Source organism: Dictyobacter alpinus (assembly GCF_003967575.1).
Classification (GTDB): Bacteria; Chloroflexota; Ktedonobacteria; order Ktedonobacterales; family Ktedonobacteraceae; genus Dictyobacter; species Dictyobacter alpinus.
Map to the genome: position 1 here is coordinate 3,199,712 of NZ_BIFT01000001.1, position 20,231 is coordinate 3,219,942.

The following is a 20,231-nucleotide window of genomic DNA, read 5'->3' on the forward strand; positions in this document are numbered from 1 at the left end:
AATTATTAGATATGCTCTTACTGTACCAACACATCAAAAACGGTCTGCGGTCCAGCGTATCACCTCACTTAATGTGGGATATGGCAAGATAGTATCGGCTAGAAATTGGGCCGTGATGCCGGTACGCATTGCCAGGATTATCTGGGCGATCAGATCATCGGCTCGATCACCAAGGATATGACCTCCTAAGATTGTATCATCCATGCCGACCAGTAACTTTATCAACCCTCGTGTTCTGCCATTAGTAATGGCCCGTTCATTTTCCTTGAATGTCAGGCGGGCAACTTTATAGTTGGTTCCTGCCTGCTGTAGCTGTTGTTCGGTTTGGCCTGCATGTGCCAGTGGGGGATCGGTGTATGTGACCCATGGAATAGGTTGATCGGTGAATGGTTTGGGAATTGCCGCAAAGGCGTTTTGCGCGGCCAGCCTGCCTTGATCACTGGCGACATGGGTGAATCTAGGACCGCCAGTGATGTCGCCAGCCGCCCAGATATGGGGATTATTCGTGCGCAGCGTGGCATCTACCGTAATGCCTTTTTCTGTAATGTGTAGATTAGCAGCGGCCGGATTGAGGGTATCCAACTGCGGTATACGTCCGCTGGCAATTAAGATTTCATCTACTTCAAGTTGCCTGGATTGTTGTGCCTGTTGATAGACTAAGCGTTTCTTACCGTTGTCTGCTCTCTCTGCCCGTTGTAGCTCAACACCGGTCTCGATCTGAATGCCTTCATCACTCAAAATCTTGCGGAGCAGTGCTATCATTTCTGGCTCTTCTTTTTTGAGTATCTGTTCTCCATGCTCTAACACGACAACCTCAACACCAAAGCGTTGCAATAATTGAGCAAACTCAATGCCAAGTGGGCCACCACCTATAATCGCCAATTTTGCTGGCAATTGTTTGAGTACGACCGCCTCTTTATTGGTGATATATCCCAGTTCTTTCAAGCCGCTCACGGAAGGACATGAAGTTTGTGTTCCAGATGCAATAATGATTTTATCGGCTTGGAGTGTCTGGTCTCCCACCTTCAAGGTGTTAGGAGAGATGAAGGTGGCGTTGTGATGGAAAACATCGATACCCTGTTGTTTGAGATTGCCAATAGCTTCCGTTACTGAGCCACCCCGAATACGCGTTATGATCTCCTGAACATAGGTCTGAACCTGCTCCCAGTTTATCGCTGGTGGAGGAATCTCTAAACCATAGTGTTGCGCATGGCGAGATTGATGTAGGATTGTGGCGATGTGCAGGAGTGTTTTGGTTGGATCACAACCATAATTTAGACAGGTGCCCCCTAATTTGTCCTCCTCAATCAATGCGACATGCTTGTGCATCTCACTTGCCGTAGATGCAGCAGTACTGCCGGCTGCCCCACCTCCAACGACCAGTAGATCATATGTAGTCACTGTCATATATGTTCAATGCTCCTTGCTACAAATCAACAGTACTTGTGATACGTGCCAGTCCTCTCGCTGGTGGACCAGGCATATAACCCATTTTCGCACATACAGGCTTTGATCATGAAAAAATTGTCCTATAGTATTCATTATGCTAGAAACTATTTGCTTTAAAGGCGCGTACGAAAAATAGTACTGTGATTTATCGATTCTTCTGAGGATAACATCTTTGCAGTCGATAATGGGAGGAGGGAATGTCGGTGTGTGTTAAGCAAAATGCCTATGATAGCTAGAAGAAGGGAAGATACATGGCGAGTAGTGATGTACCTGCTCAGTCTGATGTGTTGTTTGAAAATCCATTTTCCATTGAAGATTTATTAGTGTTTGATCAGGATACTTTGCATCATATGCTTGCTTGCGGTGATTCCCAGCTTTCTAGAACACTGCTTGCACATGGTTTGCATGGTGCTTCGTCTACGCTTATATCCCATATTACTAAAAGCCTCTCTCCTGAGCAGCAACAACTGTTGCAAGATGAATTACGACATCCATTGCCCACCCAGGAGGCCGAACAGGCCCGGAAAGAGCTTCTCGATCATCTATTCTGGGAGCTTGTTTATTGGAAAACTCCAGATCTATATGAGGAATTGACCGAAGGTGAACGTCTGCATGAAGGCATCTTTCAAGCTATCCAGCCTGATCTGGCTGGAAAAGTAGTATTGGATGCTGGCGCAGGCAGTGGGCGTGCATCATTTGAATGTGTGCGTTTTGGGGCTGAGAAGGTTTACGCGGTTGAACCCTCACCAGGTTTGCTGCATCTTTTACGCCAAAAAGTTCGTGTGGATGATAAGGGCAAGCGCATCCAGCCCCAATCGGGTCGCTTTACCCATTTACCTGTGCCTGATCAGTCTATAGATACAGTAATCAGTTGTTCTGCTTTCACTGCGTTGGATGATCAGGGAGGGGAGCCAGGACTGGCAGAGTTACGCAGGGTAACAAAGCCCGGTGGCAAGATTATTATCATCTGGCCGCGCACCGAAGACCTGGATTGGTTTGAGCAGCATGGCTTTCATTATGTATCAATGCCTGTGCAGGGTGAAATGTATATTTATTTTCGCTCTTTTGAATGTGCGCTACGCATTGCGCACCTCTTTTATGGGCATAATCCTGCTGTAGTGGATTACTTACAAAAAGTACAAAAACCAGAAATTCCTTTTTCGGTAATTGGAATGAACCCACCACGAGACTACTTTTGGCTTGCGGTATAAGAAAGGATCATATATATGGTTGCAGAAACCACAAATGAAAAGGCAACAAGTTGGATGGACACACCACCACGTTCTCCTCTCTTGCGCCATTATAGCGCCAAACTGATCGCAAATATGCCCTGGTTGGATAAACTATCTTCACCTTTGCAGGGATGGGTGAATGGATTATTTGGTAGCCCAAAAGATGCTAGCTATCGCATCAAAGATATGCTAGCGGGAATCTGGCTTGGACATCCTGTTCACCCCATACTGGTGACGATTCCCATTGGTGCCTGGACCTCTACGATGGTTTTTGATCTGGTCTGGCTGGCTAATGAAGATGATGATGCCATGGCTCGAAGCGCGGATATGATGATGTGGCTTGGCCTGGCGGGTGCAACGGGATCGGCCGCAACCGGTCTGGCTAACTGGGTGGATACCGATGGTCAGGAGCAGCGAACTGGTATGTTGCATGCGCTCCTCAATGGCAGTGTTACTGTTCTTAATGCTTCCTCTGCGGTATTGCGCTTCACCGGACAACGTAAGACCGCCATCGCACTTTCCAGTGCGGCCTATGGACTGACCATTTATTCTTCCTATATCGGTGGTGAACTGGCGTATTCAGATGCGATTGGCGTCAACCGTGTCATTCCTGAGGCCGGGCCTGATGAATATGTGGCAGTCATGGAGGCCAGCGATCTGGAGCCAGGCAAACTAACGCGTGTAGATGCCGCAGGTATGCCAGCGGTACTTCTCAAAGAAGGCTCAACTATTCATGCAATCGCCGCCACCTGCTCACATCTGGGTGGACCATTAGATGAAGGCAGCTATGAAGATGGCGTCGTCTATTGCCCCTGGCACAACTCCGGTTTCCGCATGTGTGACGGAGCTGTCGTCAATAGTCCGGCCGTCTATTCTCAACCAACCTTCGCCGTACGTGAGCGCGACGGAAAAATCGAGCTACGCCGCCTCGAACATGCCTGAGATTTTTATGATGATGCTGGGAGGTGCAGGAGGGCCGGTGAGGCCCGCCTGCCAGGGTTGGGAGTGTCCCTCATTCTCTCCTCCCCTCCCGCCGCAGACGGGACATTTCATTGGGTCATGACACCATGGCCCAATTTTATTTACTGAAAAATAAAACAATTGACGATAAATACAGTACATGGGAATTTCAAGCATAACATAAAACAATGCTTTAGCAATTGAGCTTGATTTATGATTTAAAGTAGAATTATAGAGATTTATTTAAGCAAAATGCCATTGTAATTATCGTTTGAAGAGTATATGCTAGTATCTGTAAAAAGAATAATCGGCTAGATCATGAATACATTCAGAAACGAAGAGGTTACCCGTGCAAACTCCAGAATTTATAAAAACCTCCCCTCAAGAGTTCTCTGATGCCGTGCTGGCCCAGATGATTCTCGACGGAGACGAACACGCCTTTGAACTCCTGGTACGCAGGTACCATACTCCCCTCTTTAACTTTATTTGTCGCTTTCTGGGTGACTATGACCTGGCTTGTGATGTACTCCAGCAGGTCTTCCTACGCTTTTATACCTCGCTACCAAAATTAGGAACAGGTGAGCCATTTAAGTCATGGTTATTTCAAGTTGCGCGTAATTGTTGTGTTGATGAGCTACGGCGACGGCATCGCTATGCGATCCGGTTTTCTCAACTAGAAGTAGAAAACCGTGATGGTGAATTTTCGATTTTAAGTGATATTCCCGATCCTGGACCTTTGCCTGAAGAATTGATGGAACGTCGTGACCTGCAAATGCATTTACGTCAGGCGATTGAATCTCTGCCACCAAAGTTCCGTTCGGTAGTCATTTTACGTTATGCCTCGCAATTAAGTTTCTCTGAAATTGGTAAAGTGCTGTGTATGCCTGAGGCGACGGCCAAGACGTATTTCCATCGTGCCAAGGTATTGTTGCGTAAAATTTTGTTGGCGCAATCCCAGACTATCTATGCCTAGTGTCGCTTAGAACTTTTTTGCCTTCATAAGAGTAGTATGAATAGGCAATGTAAAGTAACACAAAACTGCATTTGTATGGTGAGCAAGGGATCCAGCTGCTACTGTTTATCTTCTTCACTATACAAATTTGAAAAGTAGAGGGAAGATATATGACCAGCCATCGGCCTGTAAAAGGCGTTATCCTGGATGTGGATGGAACCTTAGTAGATAGTAACAAAGCGCATGCCCAGTCCTGGGTAGAGGCTATGAAAGAACATGGTTATGATGTACCTTTTGAAAAGGTTGCTCCTTTGATTGGTATGGGTGGTGATAAAGTACTGCCTGAAGTGCTAAACATCTCAAAAGATAGTCCCGAGGGCAAAAAAATTACCGAGAGTCGGAAAAAAATTTTCAAAGAAAAATATTTTTCGACGGTCAAAGCTTTTCCAGGTACAGCGAAATTACTCCATCACATGCACGATCAAGGCTTAAAATTAGCTATTGCTACCTCAGCTGAGCCAGATGAATTGCATGAGATGTTGCAACTGATTGAACCCAATATTGACCAGCTCTTTGAGCAAAAAGCCACGTCAAAAGAGGCCAGTCAATCCAAACCAGATCCTGATATTATACATGCCACCATTGACCTTATTGGCTTAGACCCTGACCAACTGATTATGATCGGGGACACCGCCTATGATATTGAAGCCGCTTCTAAGGCCTCCCTTGCCACGATTGCGTTTCGTAGTGGTGGTTGGAGTGATCGAGATTTAAAAGGAGCCCTGGCTATCTATGACGGACCAGAAGACTTGCTGAACCATTATGCTGAATCACCCTTGAGCCGGGGTATCTAGCTAGCGCCATGTGCAAGTTTTCCACATACTCGCTTGTTTTGAGGAGGAAAATGCCGAGGCGGTTGCGATCGCCTCGGCATTTTCCTCCTCAAAACAAGCGAGAGCCGTAGGCGCGAGGTGTGAGGGATAAAACTTGCATATGGCGCTACTAGATACAAATGAAAAGAGGATGGGAACTAATCATTCCCATCCTCTTTTCATTTGTATCTAGTAGCGCCTGAACTCTCAGGGAAGGTTACTAGATGCCGAAGTAGGTGCGGTATTTATTGACCTGCTCCATCAATCGCGCACGAGCCTCTGATCCAGCAATTGGAGTATAGAGCAATGCTGCGACCACGCCAGCTACCAGGCCAAGACGGAACAGGGTTTTTCCCCGCTGGCGCTTGCGCTGATAGTGTTCATACTGATCCTGAACAGATCCAGTGAAATCTTTGGCGCTCGAAGCGGCCTTTTGTAATTGTTTGTTGGCCTTCTTAGAACTCGTCTGTAAGGCTTCCTGTGCGGCATCCAGACTTGGAGATACACTATCCTGGAATTGTGACAGGTTCTTCTGGGCTTTTTTCAGGTTCTTCTGAGCTTTTTTGCTGTTCTTTTCAAAGACATCCTGTGCCAGCGCTGCACCAGTAGAAAGAGCATCTTGCGCCCGTGAGGTGCCGCTCGAAAAAGCATCTTTGCCGCTCGAAAGAGCATCCTGTGCCAGTGAAGTACCAGTAGAAAAAGTATCCAGAGCTTTTCCACGGCTGGTATTGATCTGGTCTTGAGCTTTAGATTGGAAGAGGCTGAAGTTTTTCTGAGCCTTCTTCAGGTTCTTTTTATTTTGCTTTTGATTCTGCTGTAGCAGAATACTGGCCGCGCCAGCACCAGCAAGTAGTGCACCCTGTGTTTTGGAGACGCCTGTTTTGACGTTGCCATAGGTTGATTGGGCAGCATCTTTCGTCACATCATAGGTTGATTGTGCTGCATCTTTGGTATTGGAAATCGCCGACTGCGCTACATCTTTCGTGGCCTCGTATGCTGTTTGGGCAGCATCTTTGAGGTTTGCATATGATGCCTTTGAAGCATCCTGTGCCTGCTCATATCTCTCTTGCGCCTGCTCATATTTTGTTTTTGGTTGATTTGATGTCAGGCGATCTATTAATCTGGTCATACGCCCTCCTTTTGCTTGCCAAAATTGTTTATCAAAAAAATTATTTATGTTTGTGGTTTACCTGTGCACTATAAGCACGCTTCAGCTACGTATGTAGTTTCATTTAGTATACAAGTACTCTTCGAAGAATAGATGGTCTTAAAAATAGTATTAGATGTGTTGTTTGTGCGACCTGTTTCGGGTAGTTTGCGCCTGTGGAAAATCGCATCTTTTGTGTATGGTACATGTGTCACAGCAATAAGATACATGTACCATACACAAAAGCCAGTCATGATTTATTGCATTAATTGCCAGCATTGACGTGCAATCTCCCAGTCTTCCTGGGCCTTGACGATCAGGACATGTACAGTGGAGTCGGATGTAGAAATTTGTTGGTCCGCCCGGGAAGTAGCATTTTTTTGCTGATCTAATTTGAGATGAAGAAAGCTGAATGCCTCACATGTTCTGGCGCGTACAATCTCATCGTGTTCGCCGATACCTCCGGTAAAGGTGAGTACATCGATACCCCCCAGGGTCGCGATCATACCACCAATGGTGGAGCGTAGCCGATGGATAAAGATATCCAGAGCAAGCTTTGCGCGTTCATTTCCATCCTCAATCCCTTTATGAATTGCGCGCACATCGCTTGAGAGGCCAGAGACACCTTTGAAGCCAGATTCTTTATTCAACGCCTGGTCCAGTTTATCCGCGTCATAGCCTTTTTCACGCTCCAAATAAAGCAAGATACTTGGATCAATTGAGCCTGAGCGAGTGCCCATCATTAATCCTTCCAGGGGTGTAAAGCCCATGCTGGTATCGATGCTCTGTCCATTTTGAATGGCCGCTACCGAGCAACCATTGCCAAGGTGGCAGATGACCATTTTCAAGGATTTCGGATCCTTATGCAGAATGTGTGCGCTTCTGCGTGATGCATAACGATAACTGGTACCATGAAAACCATAGCGCTGGATACTTTGTTCATACCACGCATACGGTCCAGGATATACTTTTGCTTCCAGGGGCATCTGACTATGAAACGAGGTATCAAATACCGCAACTTGCGGAATATCTTTTTTGAGTTTTTCGACTGTTTCAATACCTTTAAGGTCAGCTGGATTATGCAGGGGAGCAAATATACTTAATTTTTGAATCGCATCTTTCACATGCTGGTCCACACGGACCGCATTGACGAATTCTGTTCCTCCATGCACAACACGGTGACCCACTACATCCACTTCTGAAAGATCTTTGATAACTTTCGTTTGCCCCGACCAGAGCGTTTCGAGCATGTGATGAATAATCTCTTCTCGCTCGTCGGTCGAGAGTTGCTGACTGATGGTCTTTCCATTTGCCCTTATTTCCAGATCTGTCTGGCCTTGCTGTTTGGTCCAATCAGCTTCAGCTTCCCATAGTGGATCAGGGGGAGTATCATGAAGTTGATCCATTACTTCGTATAAGCTGCTTTTATGACTACTTGATCCCGCATTAAAAACCAGTATTTTCATTGTATTATATCCTCTTCCATTCGGAAGCTAAACAACGACATCCAGGTCATTTATAACACGTGCTTCGTACTGGCGACTGTGACATTACCAGTTTATCAGGTTGCAGCTTAATGAGCCATAAAATTTTGCCAGAATAGATACATGCGTTCCCGTAATGGCGCATGTTCTGATTTGCGTAGATATGGATCTTCACTCCAGAGTTGTTCTGCCTGTGCGCGGGTCTGCTCGATAAGGACCGTATCTCCGAAGTCAGCTATTCGTAGTTCAGGCATACCGCTCTGACGTACGCCAACAAAGTCACCCGGTCCGCGCAGGCGCAGATCCTCTTCAGAGAGTTTAAAGCCATCATCGACATCTTGAAAGACGCCCAGTCGTTCCTGGGCTTGCAGACTGGCCTCGGCACTCAATACATAGCAGTAGGATTGATGCTTGCCACGTCCAACGCGACCACGGAACTGATGGAGTTGCGAAAGTCCGAAGCGGTCAGCATCCTCAATTACCATCACGGTTGCGTTAGGAATATCGATACCAACCTCAATCACCGAAGTTGCCACCAGAATGTCCAGTTCATGGTCACGGAAGCGATGCATGATCTGATCTTTATCTGCTGGTTTCATTGCTCCATGCAAAAGACCCACACGTAATTCCGGAAAAACTTCGCGCTGTAAGCGTTCATACTCGCTGGTGGCTGCCTTCGCTGATAAAGTCTCTGACTCTTCAATCAAAGGGCAAATAATAAACGCCTGACGCCCTTCTGAGACCTGTTGCGCGATCTGGGCGTAGGCTTCATTACGCCGGGTGCCGGTACGCCAGCGTGTAATAATTTTCTGGCGTCCAGGTGGCAACTGGTCGATGGATGAGACATCTAAATCACCGTAGAGTGTCAGGGCCAGTGTTCTTGGAATCGGTGTTGCCGTCATAACTAGCATATGGGGATGTAGCCCTTTTTGCCGTAAGGCATCTCGCTGTTCTACACCAAAGCGATGTTGTTCATCCACAATCACCAGTCCCAGGCTATGAAACTTCACATCATCTTGAATTAAGGCGTGAGTGCCAATAGCAATCGCGGCCTGTCCTGCTTCCAATGCCTGACGGGCCATATTACGTTCACGCTGGCGCTGGCTACCCGTCAGCAGTACGGTCTGAATTCCAAATGGCTCTAACATAGCGCTAATACTGCGGGCATGCTGTTCGGCGAGTAATTCGGTTGGAGCCATGATTGCCCCTTGATAGCCATTCAGAGCGGCTAGCAGCAAAGCTGAAGCCGCTACCGCCGTTTTACCGGCACCTACATCTCCTTGTAACAGGCGACACATCGGCTTACGCTTGCCTAGATCTTGAAAAATCTCCGTTATTACCCGGCGCTGGGCCGGCGTAAAAGTAAATGGCAAGGTTTCCTCAAAAGGTTTATCGGTGGCAATTACTGACCAGAGAGTTGAGCCCAGTAATGGAGTCTCGGGTTGAGCGACTTTTCTGGATGACTTCGATGTGTTGGCAGAATTCTGATCTGGCTCGATAAAAATGCGATGGTCGTAACGCGTGAAGGCGCTCCCATCTTTTGCTTCATGCTGCCAGCGCGCTCGTCGTTCTTGCATACCGAGCTGAAGCACAAATAGCTCATCAAAAGCCAGTCTGCGATGAGCGAGCACGCGCATCTCTTCATTATCCGGATAATGAATCTGCTCAATGGCGCGTGAAAGCATCATTAAGCGCGCATCCTCACGGATTGACATTGGAAGATGATCCGGTATCATCCTGGCATAACGATCAACCACATATTTGGTGAAGCGGCGTAATTTCTTGGCTTTTAAGCCTTCTGTTAAAGGATAGATAGGTACCATACGACCAGTGTTGAGCAGGTCACCTTGTTCAGGTAACTCATGGCTCCGCACTGAAAATTCGACTTTATTGCCAAAGCGTTGTTTGATGCCTGTGACAACCAGATAGGCTCCCTTTGCGGCCTGCAACTGTTTTTGCAAATATGGCTGATTAAACCAGGAGACGTAGAGCTTTCCGCTTTCATCGGAGATAGTAGCGATGGTACGCGTACGTCCATTACCCGTGCGCTTTATTTCAACGTCCCAGATTAGTCCCATTGTCGTGGTTAATTCACCAAATGGCACATTGGCAATTTTTTCTAACTGACTATAGTCACGGTGCTCACGCGGAAAATAGAAGAGCAGATCGCGTACTGTGCGTATGCCCAGTGTATGGAGCTGTGTGGCTCCCTTTGAGCCCACACCAGGAATTGCTGTGATGTCTGCGCTCAGTAATGTCAATGAGGTATGGCCTTGCGACATACCGGCTTCTAACTGAATAGGATTAGGCATATCCTGTATATTAACGCTTGTTGCAGTTGTTCTTGCCTCTTTCGATGCAGACGTAGCCGCCCCTGGTTTAGCACCATTTTTTGTTGCCATGCTCCTGAGTGCTGTTTTAGGTGTATTGCTCTCAGTAGCAGCAGAGACCTGGCGTTGCCCTGAGGCTCTCTGGGCTGTTTGCTGCTCAGGCGTAGGGACTGGCCGTTTTTTTGCTGGCTTATATTCTTTTTCTGGTGAAGCCAGTGTGTTCGCTGCGTTACCAGTTTTAGCAGGCTCCATCTCACTGAGAATTGCCAGGGCCGCCCGCAGACTGGCTGCTCGCTGGATAGGATCTTGCTCGTGATACCCATGGAGATGTTCTGCAAAACGATGAAAAGGACCAGTATCCTGTCCGGTGGCCTGGCAGAGGGCACTGGCATCCGCATACCAGCGAGCCGTAAATGCCTCGACACCACCCGGTTTGATGGCCTGATCCTGATGATTTGTGCGCTGCTCATGTTGTAGGACTTTGCGCGCGCGCTCTACATACGTTGTCAGTGTTACTGTGTTATGGTTTGACATAGATAATTTTGTTATTCTGTCTTGTGGTATACATATTTCCAGCGTCCATACGTTTCATATTCAGCGTCCATAATAGAAGGTAATTGGAACGGGTGTCAAGTACTAGAGATATTTGCTAAAATCATTTATTCTTTAGCACTATCTACTAGCATTAATATATGCATACATCCCCTGAAAAATTCGAAATCCATGTATAAAAATGAATATATTGTAACTGTACATAGCCAATAAGAGATGTTAAATTACAGAAAGAGGGCGGTTGAAGAAGAGGGGGCATATGACAAAAATCTGGGATGATATTCTAAAATTATTGGTAAAAGCAGATCCTCAATCCTTTGTCTCTTTAATGTTGGCGGGTGCCCAATTTACAGGTGAGCGAGACAAAGAGCTACGAACGCGCACAATAGATGCCGATCTTTTATACAATGTGCGCTGGAATAATGAAGATATCGTTTTACACGTTGAATTTCAACGTAAAGCGGATAAAAATATGGCCAGACGCGTCTGGGAATATAATGTCTTAACGGGATGTCTGGCCGCGTTACCTGTTTATTCCGTTGTTTTATATCTGATCGAAGAAAAAAATGTAGTTGAGCCTCCCTACGAGCAGCGTTTACCGAATGGTGAACTTGTCCATTACTTCCAATTTCGTAATCTAAAATTATGGGAAATGTCTTCAGATAAGTTGCGCCAATTAGGCGTAGAAGGTATGCTCCCATTGCTTCCTCTGACAAAAGATGGCGCGCAACGCGAAATTGTTGAAGAAATGATTGCTGATTTGCAGTCAACTGGCAGACAGGATTTGTATCCTCTCGGCTATGCGCTAGCTGCTCTGGTTTTTAAAGATAGTGCGGACAAACAGTGGTTAAAGGAAAGGTTCATTCGTATGCACGATATTCTTGAAGAATCCTGGGCTTATCAAGAAATGCTAGAGACCGGCATGCAAAAGGGTCTCGAAAAAGGCATGCAAAAAGGTATCGAGCAAGGTATGCAAAAAGGTATCGAGCAAGGTATGCAAAAAGGTATCGAGCAAGGTGCTGAGCAAGCGTTTCGAGATGCGATAAGTCGTTGTGTTCATAAGCGCTTTCCGGATCTGGATGAGTTCTGTCAGCAGCGGTTACAGGCTGAGTTGCATGCTGATCGGCTGCGCGATTTATTCGATGTTCTGATGGATGCAACGCATGAGTCTGAAGCACGGGATATACTCAACTCATTGTCACCTGAATAGTGCTCAAGCTTGTCTCTTTGTTTACAGGCAGTTGCCAAGGCGCATACCGAGGAAGGTGATAGTGACAAGCATCGTTGCTAACAGCAGCGGTTGCGTGATAGTTCTGCGGTCGCGTCGCTGGGTGAAGAAGAAGCGCAGGCAGCCAAAGAGGATAAGAGCAATAGCCAGCACGATGCCAGCTATAAACAAGATCGCAGGCGTACCTGTACAGGTTGGTGTGGTCTTGCGATAGGCAAAGAGTAAATTGATTGTTACGACCAGCGCACTCAAGATGGGTAGCAGCATGCTATTCACAGTAGTAATGATGCGCTGGTCGCCTTGTCTACTACGTAAGTAGAGCCAGCATAATAAAGCGCAAAAAACGAATCCTGTTAATAAGATTAAAAGCGTTGTGATTTGCATGCTGCCGAATTTCCTTATTTTGAACAGGCTTTTTCTGCTCAGGCTGATTTATTGGCTTGTTCTGAAGGCGCTCCAAAGTGGATTTCTAGCGCATTGTTAACGAATTTGGCAACGGTCGCTTCCTGGTTAGCCAGGACTGCCGGCAACGTGATGTCGCGTTTAAAGTTTCCAATCTCAACGACCATCTCATCACCCTTCTTGCTCATCACTACTTTATCCATCTCGACATGTGGGAGTGGTAGGCGTAGGATATAACTATCTCCTTGCTGAATAATCTCCTGTACAGGTCCACGGTGAAAGATCTGTGTTGGATCCTGATCAGCAAAAATGGTATCGGCCAGTTTTCCCAATGCCTCAATACCGAGAATCTCTCGTGAGTGGTATGGTGCTTCCCATACTGGCAATGGAGCAAATGTCTGATGGATACGCTGGCGCAGTTTTTCCTGGGTCTGATACAGATCTTGCATAAAGGGATCCTGATAATTTCCAGCTTGAATAACCCGATTGCAGACCACCGCGTCGATGGGATAGCCAAAGAGTGCCAGGTAGGTCTCGGCCCGCAGTGCCTCTTTGATGACCATCCGTTCAGGGTTGACCACAGGACGATATGAGCTAATTTCTGGATCGCTGAGTACTTCGCGTAACGTCTTCACACGCTCACTGAGAGCATTGACAGCTTCCATGATTTCGGTGGTTGGGAGTACTGCCTTAAGCAAAGGACGGGCGAAGCTAAAGCCGTTTTGTAATCCTATAATTTTACTGGCATACCACTGAAAAGTATCAGGCATACTCAGCAGGCGAACCGTTTCACCAGTTGGCGCTGCATCAATTATGACAACTTCAAAGTTTCCATCGCGAGCATTACGATAGATATTAATCAAGCTCACAATCTCATCCATGCCAGGAATCAAGGCCAGTTCATCTGCTAGAACCGCATTGATGCCTTGTTTACGTAGTGTCTTCGTCATAGATTCCTGGAGTTTTCCCCATCCCTGACGCATTTCATCTAAGACATTGACTTCCTGAGCCCAGAGATTCGTGGTCAGTTCTTTTGGTTCTGATGTGAGATTGGCTTGTAAACAATCAGCAAGGCTATGGGCAAGATCGGTACTCACGACCAGGGTACGTTTTCCCTGCATCGCGGACCGGACAGCTGTGGCAGCCGAAACGGTGGTTTTACCAACGCCACCTTTGCCGAGATAGAGAATAATGCGCATAGAATTCCTTGTTCTTTTTTATTATATGATCAAACTCGTAGCAACGATTTAGCGGTCACGACGACTTTCTCGTAGCATATTCTTTCAGTAGTATGTACGTAAACTGCGCCACTTAGGTTTGATGATGTATTCTTGTTGTGGTGTAGTAATATGTTACCCATTTCTACAAGGAACAGACATCTGTATTGTGATCGCGCCATGATACGAGACGAATACTTTTGTTATGACTGTGTAAATTATACTGTCAATAGGATTAGCTTTTTATTGCGTAACCCAAAAGTATGGTTGATCTAAGCGCCAACATAAAGGATATTGTTGTAATAAGAACATCATGCTGATTATTTATCATTCGATAAAAAAGTTGTACCGATGTTCAATGGAAAATGGATAGGAGATATGCAATGCGACAGGGACAAGGGGTGACAGATGCCTATGAGTACTGTCGTCAAGTGACGCAACGAGCTTCAAAGACCTTTTACTGGGGTTCTGTTTTTTTGCCACCACACAAAAGACAGGCCGTCTGGGCTATCTATGCGTTCTGTCGCAAGGTCGATGATATCGTTGATGAGGCAGCAGATGGTGCCGCGCCAGCGGTTGGGCATTTATCAGGATCGAGTTCTCCAGCAACAGCCATTGAGGATTGGCGTCAGGCTCTGACCCGCTTATATGAGCGCGGTACGGCCGGTGATGACCCCATACTCCGGGCTTGGGAACATATGCTCGAACATTATTCGGTTCCGTTTCAGCCTGCGATGGATTTACTGGCGGGCGTGGAAATGGATCTAACACGCCAGCGCTATCAAAACTTTGAAGAACTCTCTCTTTACTGCTATCGCGTTGCTGGCACAGTCGGCTTGCTGACCTCTCCTATCTTTGGTTATGAGGATGATACAGCTTTATCTTATGCGGTAGATCTTGGTATTGCCTTGCAATTGACGAATATCTTGCGTGATATTGGGGAAGATGCTCGTCGAGATCGTATTTATTTACCCGCTGATGAGATGGAGCGTTTTGGCTATCGCGAATCTGATCTGATGGCTGGTGTGATCAATGATGCTTTTTGTGATCTGGTGCGTTTCCAAATAAGACGCGCTGATGAGTATTATCGGCGCGGCACTCTGGGTATCGAATTATTGGATGCTGATTGTCGTCTGGCTGTGCGTTTAAGTGGAACCCTGTATCGTAGGATACTGGATCGTATCTGTAGTAATAATTTTAATGTATTTACCATGCGTGCAAGCGTCCCTTTGAAGACAAAACTCATGACGGCTTCAACGCATTGGTTCATGCAGCAATTTGATCTGCATGCGAAGGGATCGCATAGTATAAGGCAGCAACAGAGTGCGGTCTCTTCTCATCGTTAGGCGGCGCTCAGCCTAAAGAAAACCCCCATTCCTGCTTGTGAGCAGGAATGGGGGTTTTCTTTGAAAATAAAATGTTGTATTGTGTAAATAGGAATAACATGCGCGTACTTTGTGCTACTGGCGAAATTAAAGTTCGACTTTGCCATTCACAACAAGTAGTTTTAGAAATTCCAGATGGCGCAGTACTTCTACGCGGTCACTACCACCATGCTGATACCATTGACGAAGCCAGAATAGTGAAATAATTTCGTCCTGGGAAAACCCGTTGCTAACTAGCTTATCTGTCTCAGTCTCGGCACTATGAGTATGATTTATCATTTCTAGAGGTTGCGTATTCATGTCCGTATCCTTCCACCAACGCCCTTTATAGGCACTTCACCGCAGCATTGTTCCCGCTTTTTTTAGTTCATTTTCCAAAAGTCTTATATAGTAGGAGTAATCCTAATACAATAGACGTTGGATGTGTTCCTTTTTCAAATATCACTTTGCTGGCACTAGCCCCCCTTCCAAAAATCTATCCCATCTCACATTCACTACACAAAGTATAAGCGGAAAAAGATCGCAGTTGCTATCGATTGCGTGACAATTACAGTGTGAAATAGCTCACATTTGCAGGTGTTTGGCTCATCTATACCGCTCCTCTATGGCTGATCCAGTACAGATGAACTATCTGCCCTATATACGTTTGACACTACGGAAAGGTTCCATACAGGCCACGTGAGATTTTTTACTACATCTGGCCCGGTCACCATCCCTCTATGTTCTAGTCGGGTTAAACTAGAGGATACTTTACCTTGTATTTAAATAGACGTCAGATGATTGCGAATGGGGGCACCAAAATATTAGAAACCGCTTTCCAAAATCAGTGATAAAAGTTCTGGAGCAGTATAGTAGCTAATCGCCATCTATGATAGGAAAACAAAGAAAGAAGCAGGAATCAGGCCACGTTCATGGCCTGATTCCTGCTTCTTTAAGTTATGAGTGAACTGAGTTGTTAGCGAACAACAATATTGATCAGACGGCCAGGAATATAAATGAACTTTTGTATGCTGGCCTGACCAATAAAGGATTGTACGCGTTCATTGTTGAGCGCCAGTGTACGTACTTCTTCTTCGCTGATGTCAGCAGAGACTTCGATGCGTTCACGTACCTTGCCATTGATCTGGACGACCAGTGTGAAGGCTTCGTCTCTGGTTAGTTCCTCGATATGAACGGGCCATTCCGAGGTGTGAATGCTTTTGGTATGTCCGGTTTGATGCCACAATTCTTCTGTGAGATGTGGGGCAAATGGTGCCAGCAATTGCAGCAGTGTCTCCAGGGCTGCACGGTAAGCGCTGCTATGGGCGACGTTGTCACGCTGCTGTTTGATCAGAGCATTATTAAACTCCATCAGCGCGGCCAGGGCAGTATTAAAGCGGAAGTGATTCAGATCCTCAGTTACGCGTTTAATCGTTTTATGGCGTAGCCGCTCGATGGCTTTGCTCTCCGCTGTCTCGGCTGTATCTGGTTTATTCGTCCAGGTATCGCCGATCAGACTCCAGACACGATTCAAGAAGCGCCAGATACCTTCCAGATTATCCGCCCGGAACAAGCCACCGGCTTCAAACGGACCAATAAACATCATGTAGCAGCGGACCGTATCTGCCCCATATTTATCAACATATCTGTCAGGAGCTTCAACGTTACCACGGGACTTCGACATCTTTTGTCCGTCGGAACCCAGGACCATGCCCTGGTGGAACAGACGCTGGAATGGCTCGTCAAAGTTCAGGTGCCCCATATCATGCAGGGCTTTGACAAAGAAGCGTGAGTATAGCAGGTGCAGAATCGCGTGTTCTACACCACCGACATATTGATCAACCGGGAGCCATTTCTGCATTTTTTCCTGGCTCCATGCCTCCTCACTATTATGTGGATCAGCATAGCGCAGATAATACCATGAAGAGTCGATAAAGGTATCCATGGTATCGGCCTCGCGTGTAGCGGGTCCGCCACAAATGGGGCAGGTAGTATTCAGGAATTCAGGCTCATAGCGCAATGGTGATTCACCAGTAGCTTTAAATTGGACGTTTTCCGGTAGTCGTACTGGCAGTTGATCTTCTGGTACCGGCACCGTACCGTGGTCCGCACAATATACAATCGGAATAGGACAACCCCAGTAACGCTGGCGACTAATCAACCAATCTCTCAGTCGATAATTGATGGTGCTCTGACCAATGCCTTTTTCTTTAATAAATTGGATGACGCGTGCCTTAGATTCATCGCCGGGCGTACCATCAAAAGGACCCGAGTTAACCATTCGGCCCAATGCCTCTTTAGCCTCGCTCCAGGTAGCTGTATCGCTGGCCTCATCTTCCTCTGCGCAGATGACTTCACGAATGGGAATCCCAAATTTACGTGCGAACTCGAAGTCGCGCTGGTCATGGGCTGGCACGCCCATAATGGCTCCAGATCCATAGCTCATCAGCACATAGTCGGCGATCCAGACTGGAATTTTCTCGCCGCTGACAGGATTGGTCACATATGCTCCGGTGAAAACTCCGCTCTTATCTTTGTCGCTACTCATGCGCTCGATCTCAGTCATACGGCGAGCCTGATCAACATAGGCCGTGACCTCGGCGCGCTGTTCAGGAGTCGTAATTTTATCAACCCAGGGATGTTCGGGGGCCAGTACAAAGAAGGTGACACCATAGATTGTGTCTGGCCGTGTCGTAAAGACAGGAATCTCTTCTTGCTTATCTCCAATATTCGCGGTAAAGCGGATCTCGGCACCCTCACTACGACCAATCCAGTTGCGTTGCATCGTAATCGTTTTTTCGGGCCAATCTATTACCTCAGAGAAATCCAGCAAGCGCTCTGCATAAGAAGAGATTTTCAGCAGCCACTGATCAATCTCCCGGCGCTCTACTACGCTTCCACAGCGCTCGCAGGTGCCATCGGCCAGCACCTGTTCATTTGCCAGTGTAGTATTACAACCGGGACACCAGTTGGCGGGCGCTTTTGTGCGATAGGCCAGTCCTTTGTTATAGAATTGCAGGAACAGCCACTGGGTCCATTTGTAATAATCTGGCAGGCAGGTAATCACCTCGCGTTGCCAGTCCCATTGCGCACCCATCGCGCGCAACTGTTTACGCATATTCTCAATATTTGCCAGGGTCCAGGTGCGAGCTTGAATACCGCGCTTAATCGCGGCATTTTCCGCTGGCAGGCCAAAGGCATCAAAGCCAATTGGCTGCATGACATTGTAACCCTGCATACGCTTAAAGCGGCCATAGGCATCAAAAGGAGAATAATTATACCAATGGCCCATGTGCAGATCACCGGATGGATAAGGGAACATCACCAGGTGATAAAAGTCGGGTTTAGCAGAATCGTCGGAAGCATGGTAGATATGGTCTGCTTCCCATTTTGTTTGCCATTTGCTCTCAATTTCCTTGGGATCAAATTTAGTACGTGTGATCATTAGGGGTCCCCCATGTATTTTTATACACCGAACGATAAAATTGCTGGCAGGAAAAGAATAGAGAAACCAGATATAACGACAAAAAAGCCTTTCATCCATGAGGGACGAAAGACTTTTCCGTGGTACCACCCTGATTTTCGATCAATGGTGGCGTTGGTGGACCTGAGGGGACTCGAACCCCTGACCTCCTCCATGCCATGGAGGCGCTCTACCAGCTGCGCTACAAGCCCATATATCTGGTGAACCGGTTCAGCAACCAAGATCTACTCTTTATTATACGCGGTAACGGAGCGTGCCGATAAGTGCTAATACTCTTTCACACTTATTGCTCACAGGCGAGTTCGGTCTTCATTGCAGTCTCGCACCACCCGGCTGCTCTCTGGTTTGGCAGACCTACTACTCCTGCTCATCGCCTTCTTTATGACGAAATCTACTATATCATACGCACGTGCGATTTGCAAGATAGTCAATTAATGGTACGATTAGTGGAGATGAGGGGGCTCGAACCCCTGACCTCGACAGTGCGATTGTCGCGCTCTACCAGCTGAGCTACATCCCCATGTGAGATAGATATTAGCACAATTGTCTGCTATTGTAAACCCTTTTTTGTTTTTTTTTCGGCATTTCCTTCAATGTCCAGCTAGAAAAGGGCTCTCCGTCTTTCGGGGGAAGGTGGTGGGGGAGGGTTGCGAGGACACGTCGCGCTCCATCATGGGCTGCCGCCCCTGCACCCCGCTTTCCCCTTCAATGCCATAGAGCCTGGAAAAGATCATAGTATTGTCGTGTATATGCTTTTTGCCTGTTCTATCTTGAATATTCATAGCAAGCTGACAGTCATACCCCCCAAAAGGGTTATGTTTAACCCAAAAGTAGTGCATAATGACGTATAGTGAATATAGACACTAGATTTTATTCATGGTGAGCAGGGAGGCAGCAGTCAAAGACATTGTTGTATAGCTGAAAGCCGAGACAACCGTTTTTGATTGTATTCGTGTGGCCCATCTGGTATGTGGGGTTATAAGTGAGAGGTAAAGCTACAATGATTTATTATCGAGTTGCGTTTTGTGTTGAACAAGCCACTGTAGAAAATATTGAACATATACAATCCCATGGTAGTCAGGCAATAACTCAGCAAGCGGTCTGGAAATGGCGTTCAACTTTACTGACATCGCCCCACGCCCTCTTTACATTATTGCGCGCTTATAGTTATATTCCTAAAGATAATATACGTGTGTTTTTTGCTTCTTCTGAGACTGAGATGGATGATATGCTGGCCAGGCAGAACGCCGGGCAGATCTCAAGTTCGGTTTCCGCAGATCAATTTCTGGCCGGTAAGCGCATTAATACTATAGATGTGAAAAGGCTGGAATTTGAGTTGAGCATGGAAGCTGATCATGACGAACCATATACTTTCACTTTACCTATGTCAATTGCTGAACGGATGGCCTGGACAGCCTTGCTGCAAAAAAGGCAGCGCGGTGAGCTAGAGAGTTGATGGTAGCGTTCTTTATATTGCATGCTGAACATATAAAAGAGTCGCTGGTAAAAGATTGATTACCAGCGACTCTTTTATAGTACAATGATCTTTTTTACCATG

15 protein-coding genes and 2 tRNA genes are annotated in these 20,231 nt (G+C 46.7%); 7 read left to right on the plus strand and 10 right to left on the minus strand.

Going from position 1 to position 20,231, the window contains the following annotated elements; all coding sequences use genetic code 11:
- Positions 1–33: 33 nt before the first annotated feature.
- Positions 34–1,407, minus strand: coding sequence for a dihydrolipoyl dehydrogenase family protein (locus EL633_RS12775; protein WP_126627548.1), 1,374 nt, complete (start codon positions 1,405–1,407; stop codon positions 34–36).
- 293 nt (positions 1,408–1,700) lie between these two features.
- On the opposite strand from EL633_RS12775, the gene EL633_RS12780 reads away from it, so the two are divergent.
- From EL633_RS12780 to EL633_RS12795, 4 genes are all read left to right on the plus strand, one after another.
- On the plus strand, positions 1,701–2,660 hold the full coding sequence (locus EL633_RS12780) for a methyltransferase domain-containing protein (protein WP_126627549.1): 960 nt from the start codon (positions 1,701–1,703) through the stop codon (positions 2,658–2,660).
- 15 nt (positions 2,661–2,675) lie between these two features.
- Complete coding sequence (locus EL633_RS12785; RefSeq protein ID WP_126627550.1) at positions 2,676–3,623, plus strand: Rieske (2Fe-2S) protein; 948 nt, start codon at positions 2,676–2,678, stop codon at positions 3,621–3,623.
- A gap of 367 nt (positions 3,624–3,990) precedes the next feature.
- On the plus strand, positions 3,991–4,614 hold the full coding sequence (locus EL633_RS12790; RefSeq protein ID WP_246039125.1) for an RNA polymerase sigma factor: 624 nt from the start codon (positions 3,991–3,993) through the stop codon (positions 4,612–4,614).
- Positions 4,615–4,763: 149 nt separating this feature from the next.
- Positions 4,764–5,447, plus strand: a complete 684-nt coding sequence (locus EL633_RS12795) for an HAD family hydrolase (protein ID WP_126627551.1) — start codon at positions 4,764–4,766, stop codon at positions 5,445–5,447.
- Between the two features lie 238 nt (positions 5,448–5,685).
- Here EL633_RS12795 and EL633_RS12800 read toward each other — a convergent pair whose 3' ends face one another.
- The 3 genes from EL633_RS12800 to recG all read right to left on the minus strand — a co-directional run bounded on the left by EL633_RS12800 (position 5,686) and on the right by recG (position 10,960).
- Positions 5,686–6,594: a YtxH domain-containing protein gene (locus tag EL633_RS12800; RefSeq protein ID WP_126627552.1), complete on the minus strand. Its 909-nt coding sequence runs from the start codon at positions 6,592–6,594 to the stop codon at positions 5,686–5,688.
- A gap of 275 nt (positions 6,595–6,869) precedes the next feature.
- Positions 6,870–8,078, minus strand: coding sequence for an acetate/propionate family kinase (locus EL633_RS12805; RefSeq protein ID WP_126627553.1), 1,209 nt, complete (start codon positions 8,076–8,078; stop codon positions 6,870–6,872).
- Between the two features lie 107 nt (positions 8,079–8,185).
- Entirely contained in the window at positions 8,186–10,960 is a 2,775-nt protein-coding gene (gene recG / locus EL633_RS12810; protein WP_126627554.1) for an ATP-dependent DNA helicase RecG, read from the minus strand.
- A 277-nt stretch (positions 10,961–11,237) separates the two neighbouring features.
- Here recG and EL633_RS12815 point away from each other — a divergent pair, with 277 nt between their 5' ends.
- Complete coding sequence (locus tag EL633_RS12815) at positions 11,238–12,188, plus strand: RpnC/YadD family protein (protein WP_126627555.1); 951 nt, start codon at positions 11,238–11,240, stop codon at positions 12,186–12,188.
- A gap of 21 nt (positions 12,189–12,209) precedes the next feature.
- Here the strand turns inward: EL633_RS12815 and EL633_RS12820 are convergent, their stop codons facing one another.
- Together EL633_RS12820 and EL633_RS12825 are read right to left on the minus strand one after the other, a co-directional pair.
- A complete protein-coding gene (locus tag EL633_RS12820) occupies positions 12,210–12,590 on the minus strand; it encodes a hypothetical protein (RefSeq protein ID WP_126627556.1) in 381 nt (126 codons plus the stop codon).
- Between the two features lie 38 nt (positions 12,591–12,628).
- Complete coding sequence (locus EL633_RS12825) at positions 12,629–13,807, minus strand: ArsA family ATPase (protein WP_126627557.1); 1,179 nt, start codon at positions 13,805–13,807, stop codon at positions 12,629–12,631.
- 401 nt (positions 13,808–14,208) lie between these two features.
- On the opposite strand from EL633_RS12825, the gene EL633_RS12830 reads away from it, so the two are divergent.
- Positions 14,209–15,171 (plus strand): phytoene/squalene synthase family protein, encoded by a 963-nt coding sequence (locus tag EL633_RS12830; protein ID WP_218027479.1) that lies wholly within the window; start codon positions 14,209–14,211, stop codon positions 15,169–15,171.
- Between the two features lie 126 nt (positions 15,172–15,297).
- Here the strand turns inward: EL633_RS12830 and EL633_RS12835 are convergent, their stop codons facing one another.
- The 4 genes from EL633_RS12835 to EL633_RS12850 form a co-directional block, all read right to left on the minus strand.
- Positions 15,298–15,510 carry a hypothetical protein gene (locus EL633_RS12835; RefSeq protein WP_126627559.1) on the minus strand — a complete coding sequence of 71 codons (213 nt, stop codon included), beginning with the start codon at positions 15,508–15,510 and terminating at the stop codon, positions 15,298–15,300.
- A 655-nt stretch (positions 15,511–16,165) separates the two neighbouring features.
- Positions 16,166–18,634: a leucine--tRNA ligase gene (gene leuS / locus EL633_RS12840; protein ID WP_126627560.1), complete on the minus strand. Its 2,469-nt coding sequence runs from the start codon at positions 18,632–18,634 to the stop codon at positions 16,166–16,168.
- A gap of 154 nt (positions 18,635–18,788) precedes the next feature.
- Positions 18,789–18,864: transfer RNA gene (locus EL633_RS12845), tRNA-Ala, on the minus strand.
- A 256-nt stretch (positions 18,865–19,120) separates the two neighbouring features.
- A tRNA-Ala gene (locus tag EL633_RS12850) sits at positions 19,121–19,193 on the minus strand.
- Between the two features lie 480 nt (positions 19,194–19,673).
- On the opposite strand from EL633_RS12850, the gene EL633_RS12855 reads away from it, so the two are divergent.
- Complete coding sequence (locus tag EL633_RS12855) at positions 19,674–20,129, plus strand: hypothetical protein (protein ID WP_126627561.1); 456 nt, start codon at positions 19,674–19,676, stop codon at positions 20,127–20,129.
- The last annotated feature ends 102 nt before the right edge of the window (positions 20,130–20,231 follow it).

Bases quoted from the DNA above. Each gene is read 5' to 3' on its own strand.
- EL633_RS12775 (WP_126627548.1), bottom strand. From the start codon at position 1,407: ATGACAGTGACTACATATGATCTACTGGTCGTTGGAGGTGGGGCAGCC.
- EL633_RS12780 (WP_126627549.1), top strand. From the start codon at position 1,701: ATGGCGAGTAGTGATGTACCTGCTCAGTCTGATGTGTTGTTTGAAAAT.
- EL633_RS12785 (WP_126627550.1), top strand. From the start codon at position 2,676: ATGGTTGCAGAAACCACAAATGAAAAGGCAACAAGTTGGATGGACACA.
- EL633_RS12795 (WP_126627551.1), top strand. From the start codon at position 4,764: ATGACCAGCCATCGGCCTGTAAAAGGCGTTATCCTGGATGTGGATGGA.
- EL633_RS12800 (WP_126627552.1), bottom strand. From the start codon at position 6,594: ATGACCAGATTAATAGATCGCCTGACATCAAATCAACCAAAAACAAAA.
- EL633_RS12805 (WP_126627553.1), bottom strand. From the start codon at position 8,078: ATGAAAATACTGGTTTTTAATGCGGGATCAAGTAGTCATAAAAGCAGC.
- recG (WP_126627554.1), bottom strand. From the start codon at position 10,960: ATGTCAAACCATAACACAGTAACACTGACAACGTATGTAGAGCGCGCG.
- EL633_RS12815 (WP_126627555.1), top strand. From the start codon at position 11,238: ATGACAAAAATCTGGGATGATATTCTAAAATTATTGGTAAAAGCAGAT.
- EL633_RS12820 (WP_126627556.1), bottom strand. From the start codon at position 12,590: ATGCAAATCACAACGCTTTTAATCTTATTAACAGGATTCGTTTTTTGC.
- EL633_RS12825 (WP_126627557.1), bottom strand. From the start codon at position 13,807: ATGCGCATTATTCTCTATCTCGGCAAAGGTGGCGTTGGTAAAACCACC.
- EL633_RS12830 (WP_218027479.1), top strand. From the start codon at position 14,209: ATGCGACAGGGACAAGGGGTGACAGATGCCTATGAGTACTGTCGTCAA.
- EL633_RS12835 (WP_126627559.1), bottom strand. From the start codon at position 15,510: ATGAATACGCAACCTCTAGAAATGATAAATCATACTCATAGTGCCGAG.
- leuS (WP_126627560.1), bottom strand. From the start codon at position 18,634: ATGATCACACGTACTAAATTTGATCCCAAGGAAATTGAGAGCAAATGG.
- EL633_RS12855 (WP_126627561.1), top strand. From the start codon at position 19,674: ATGATTTATTATCGAGTTGCGTTTTGTGTTGAACAAGCCACTGTAGAA.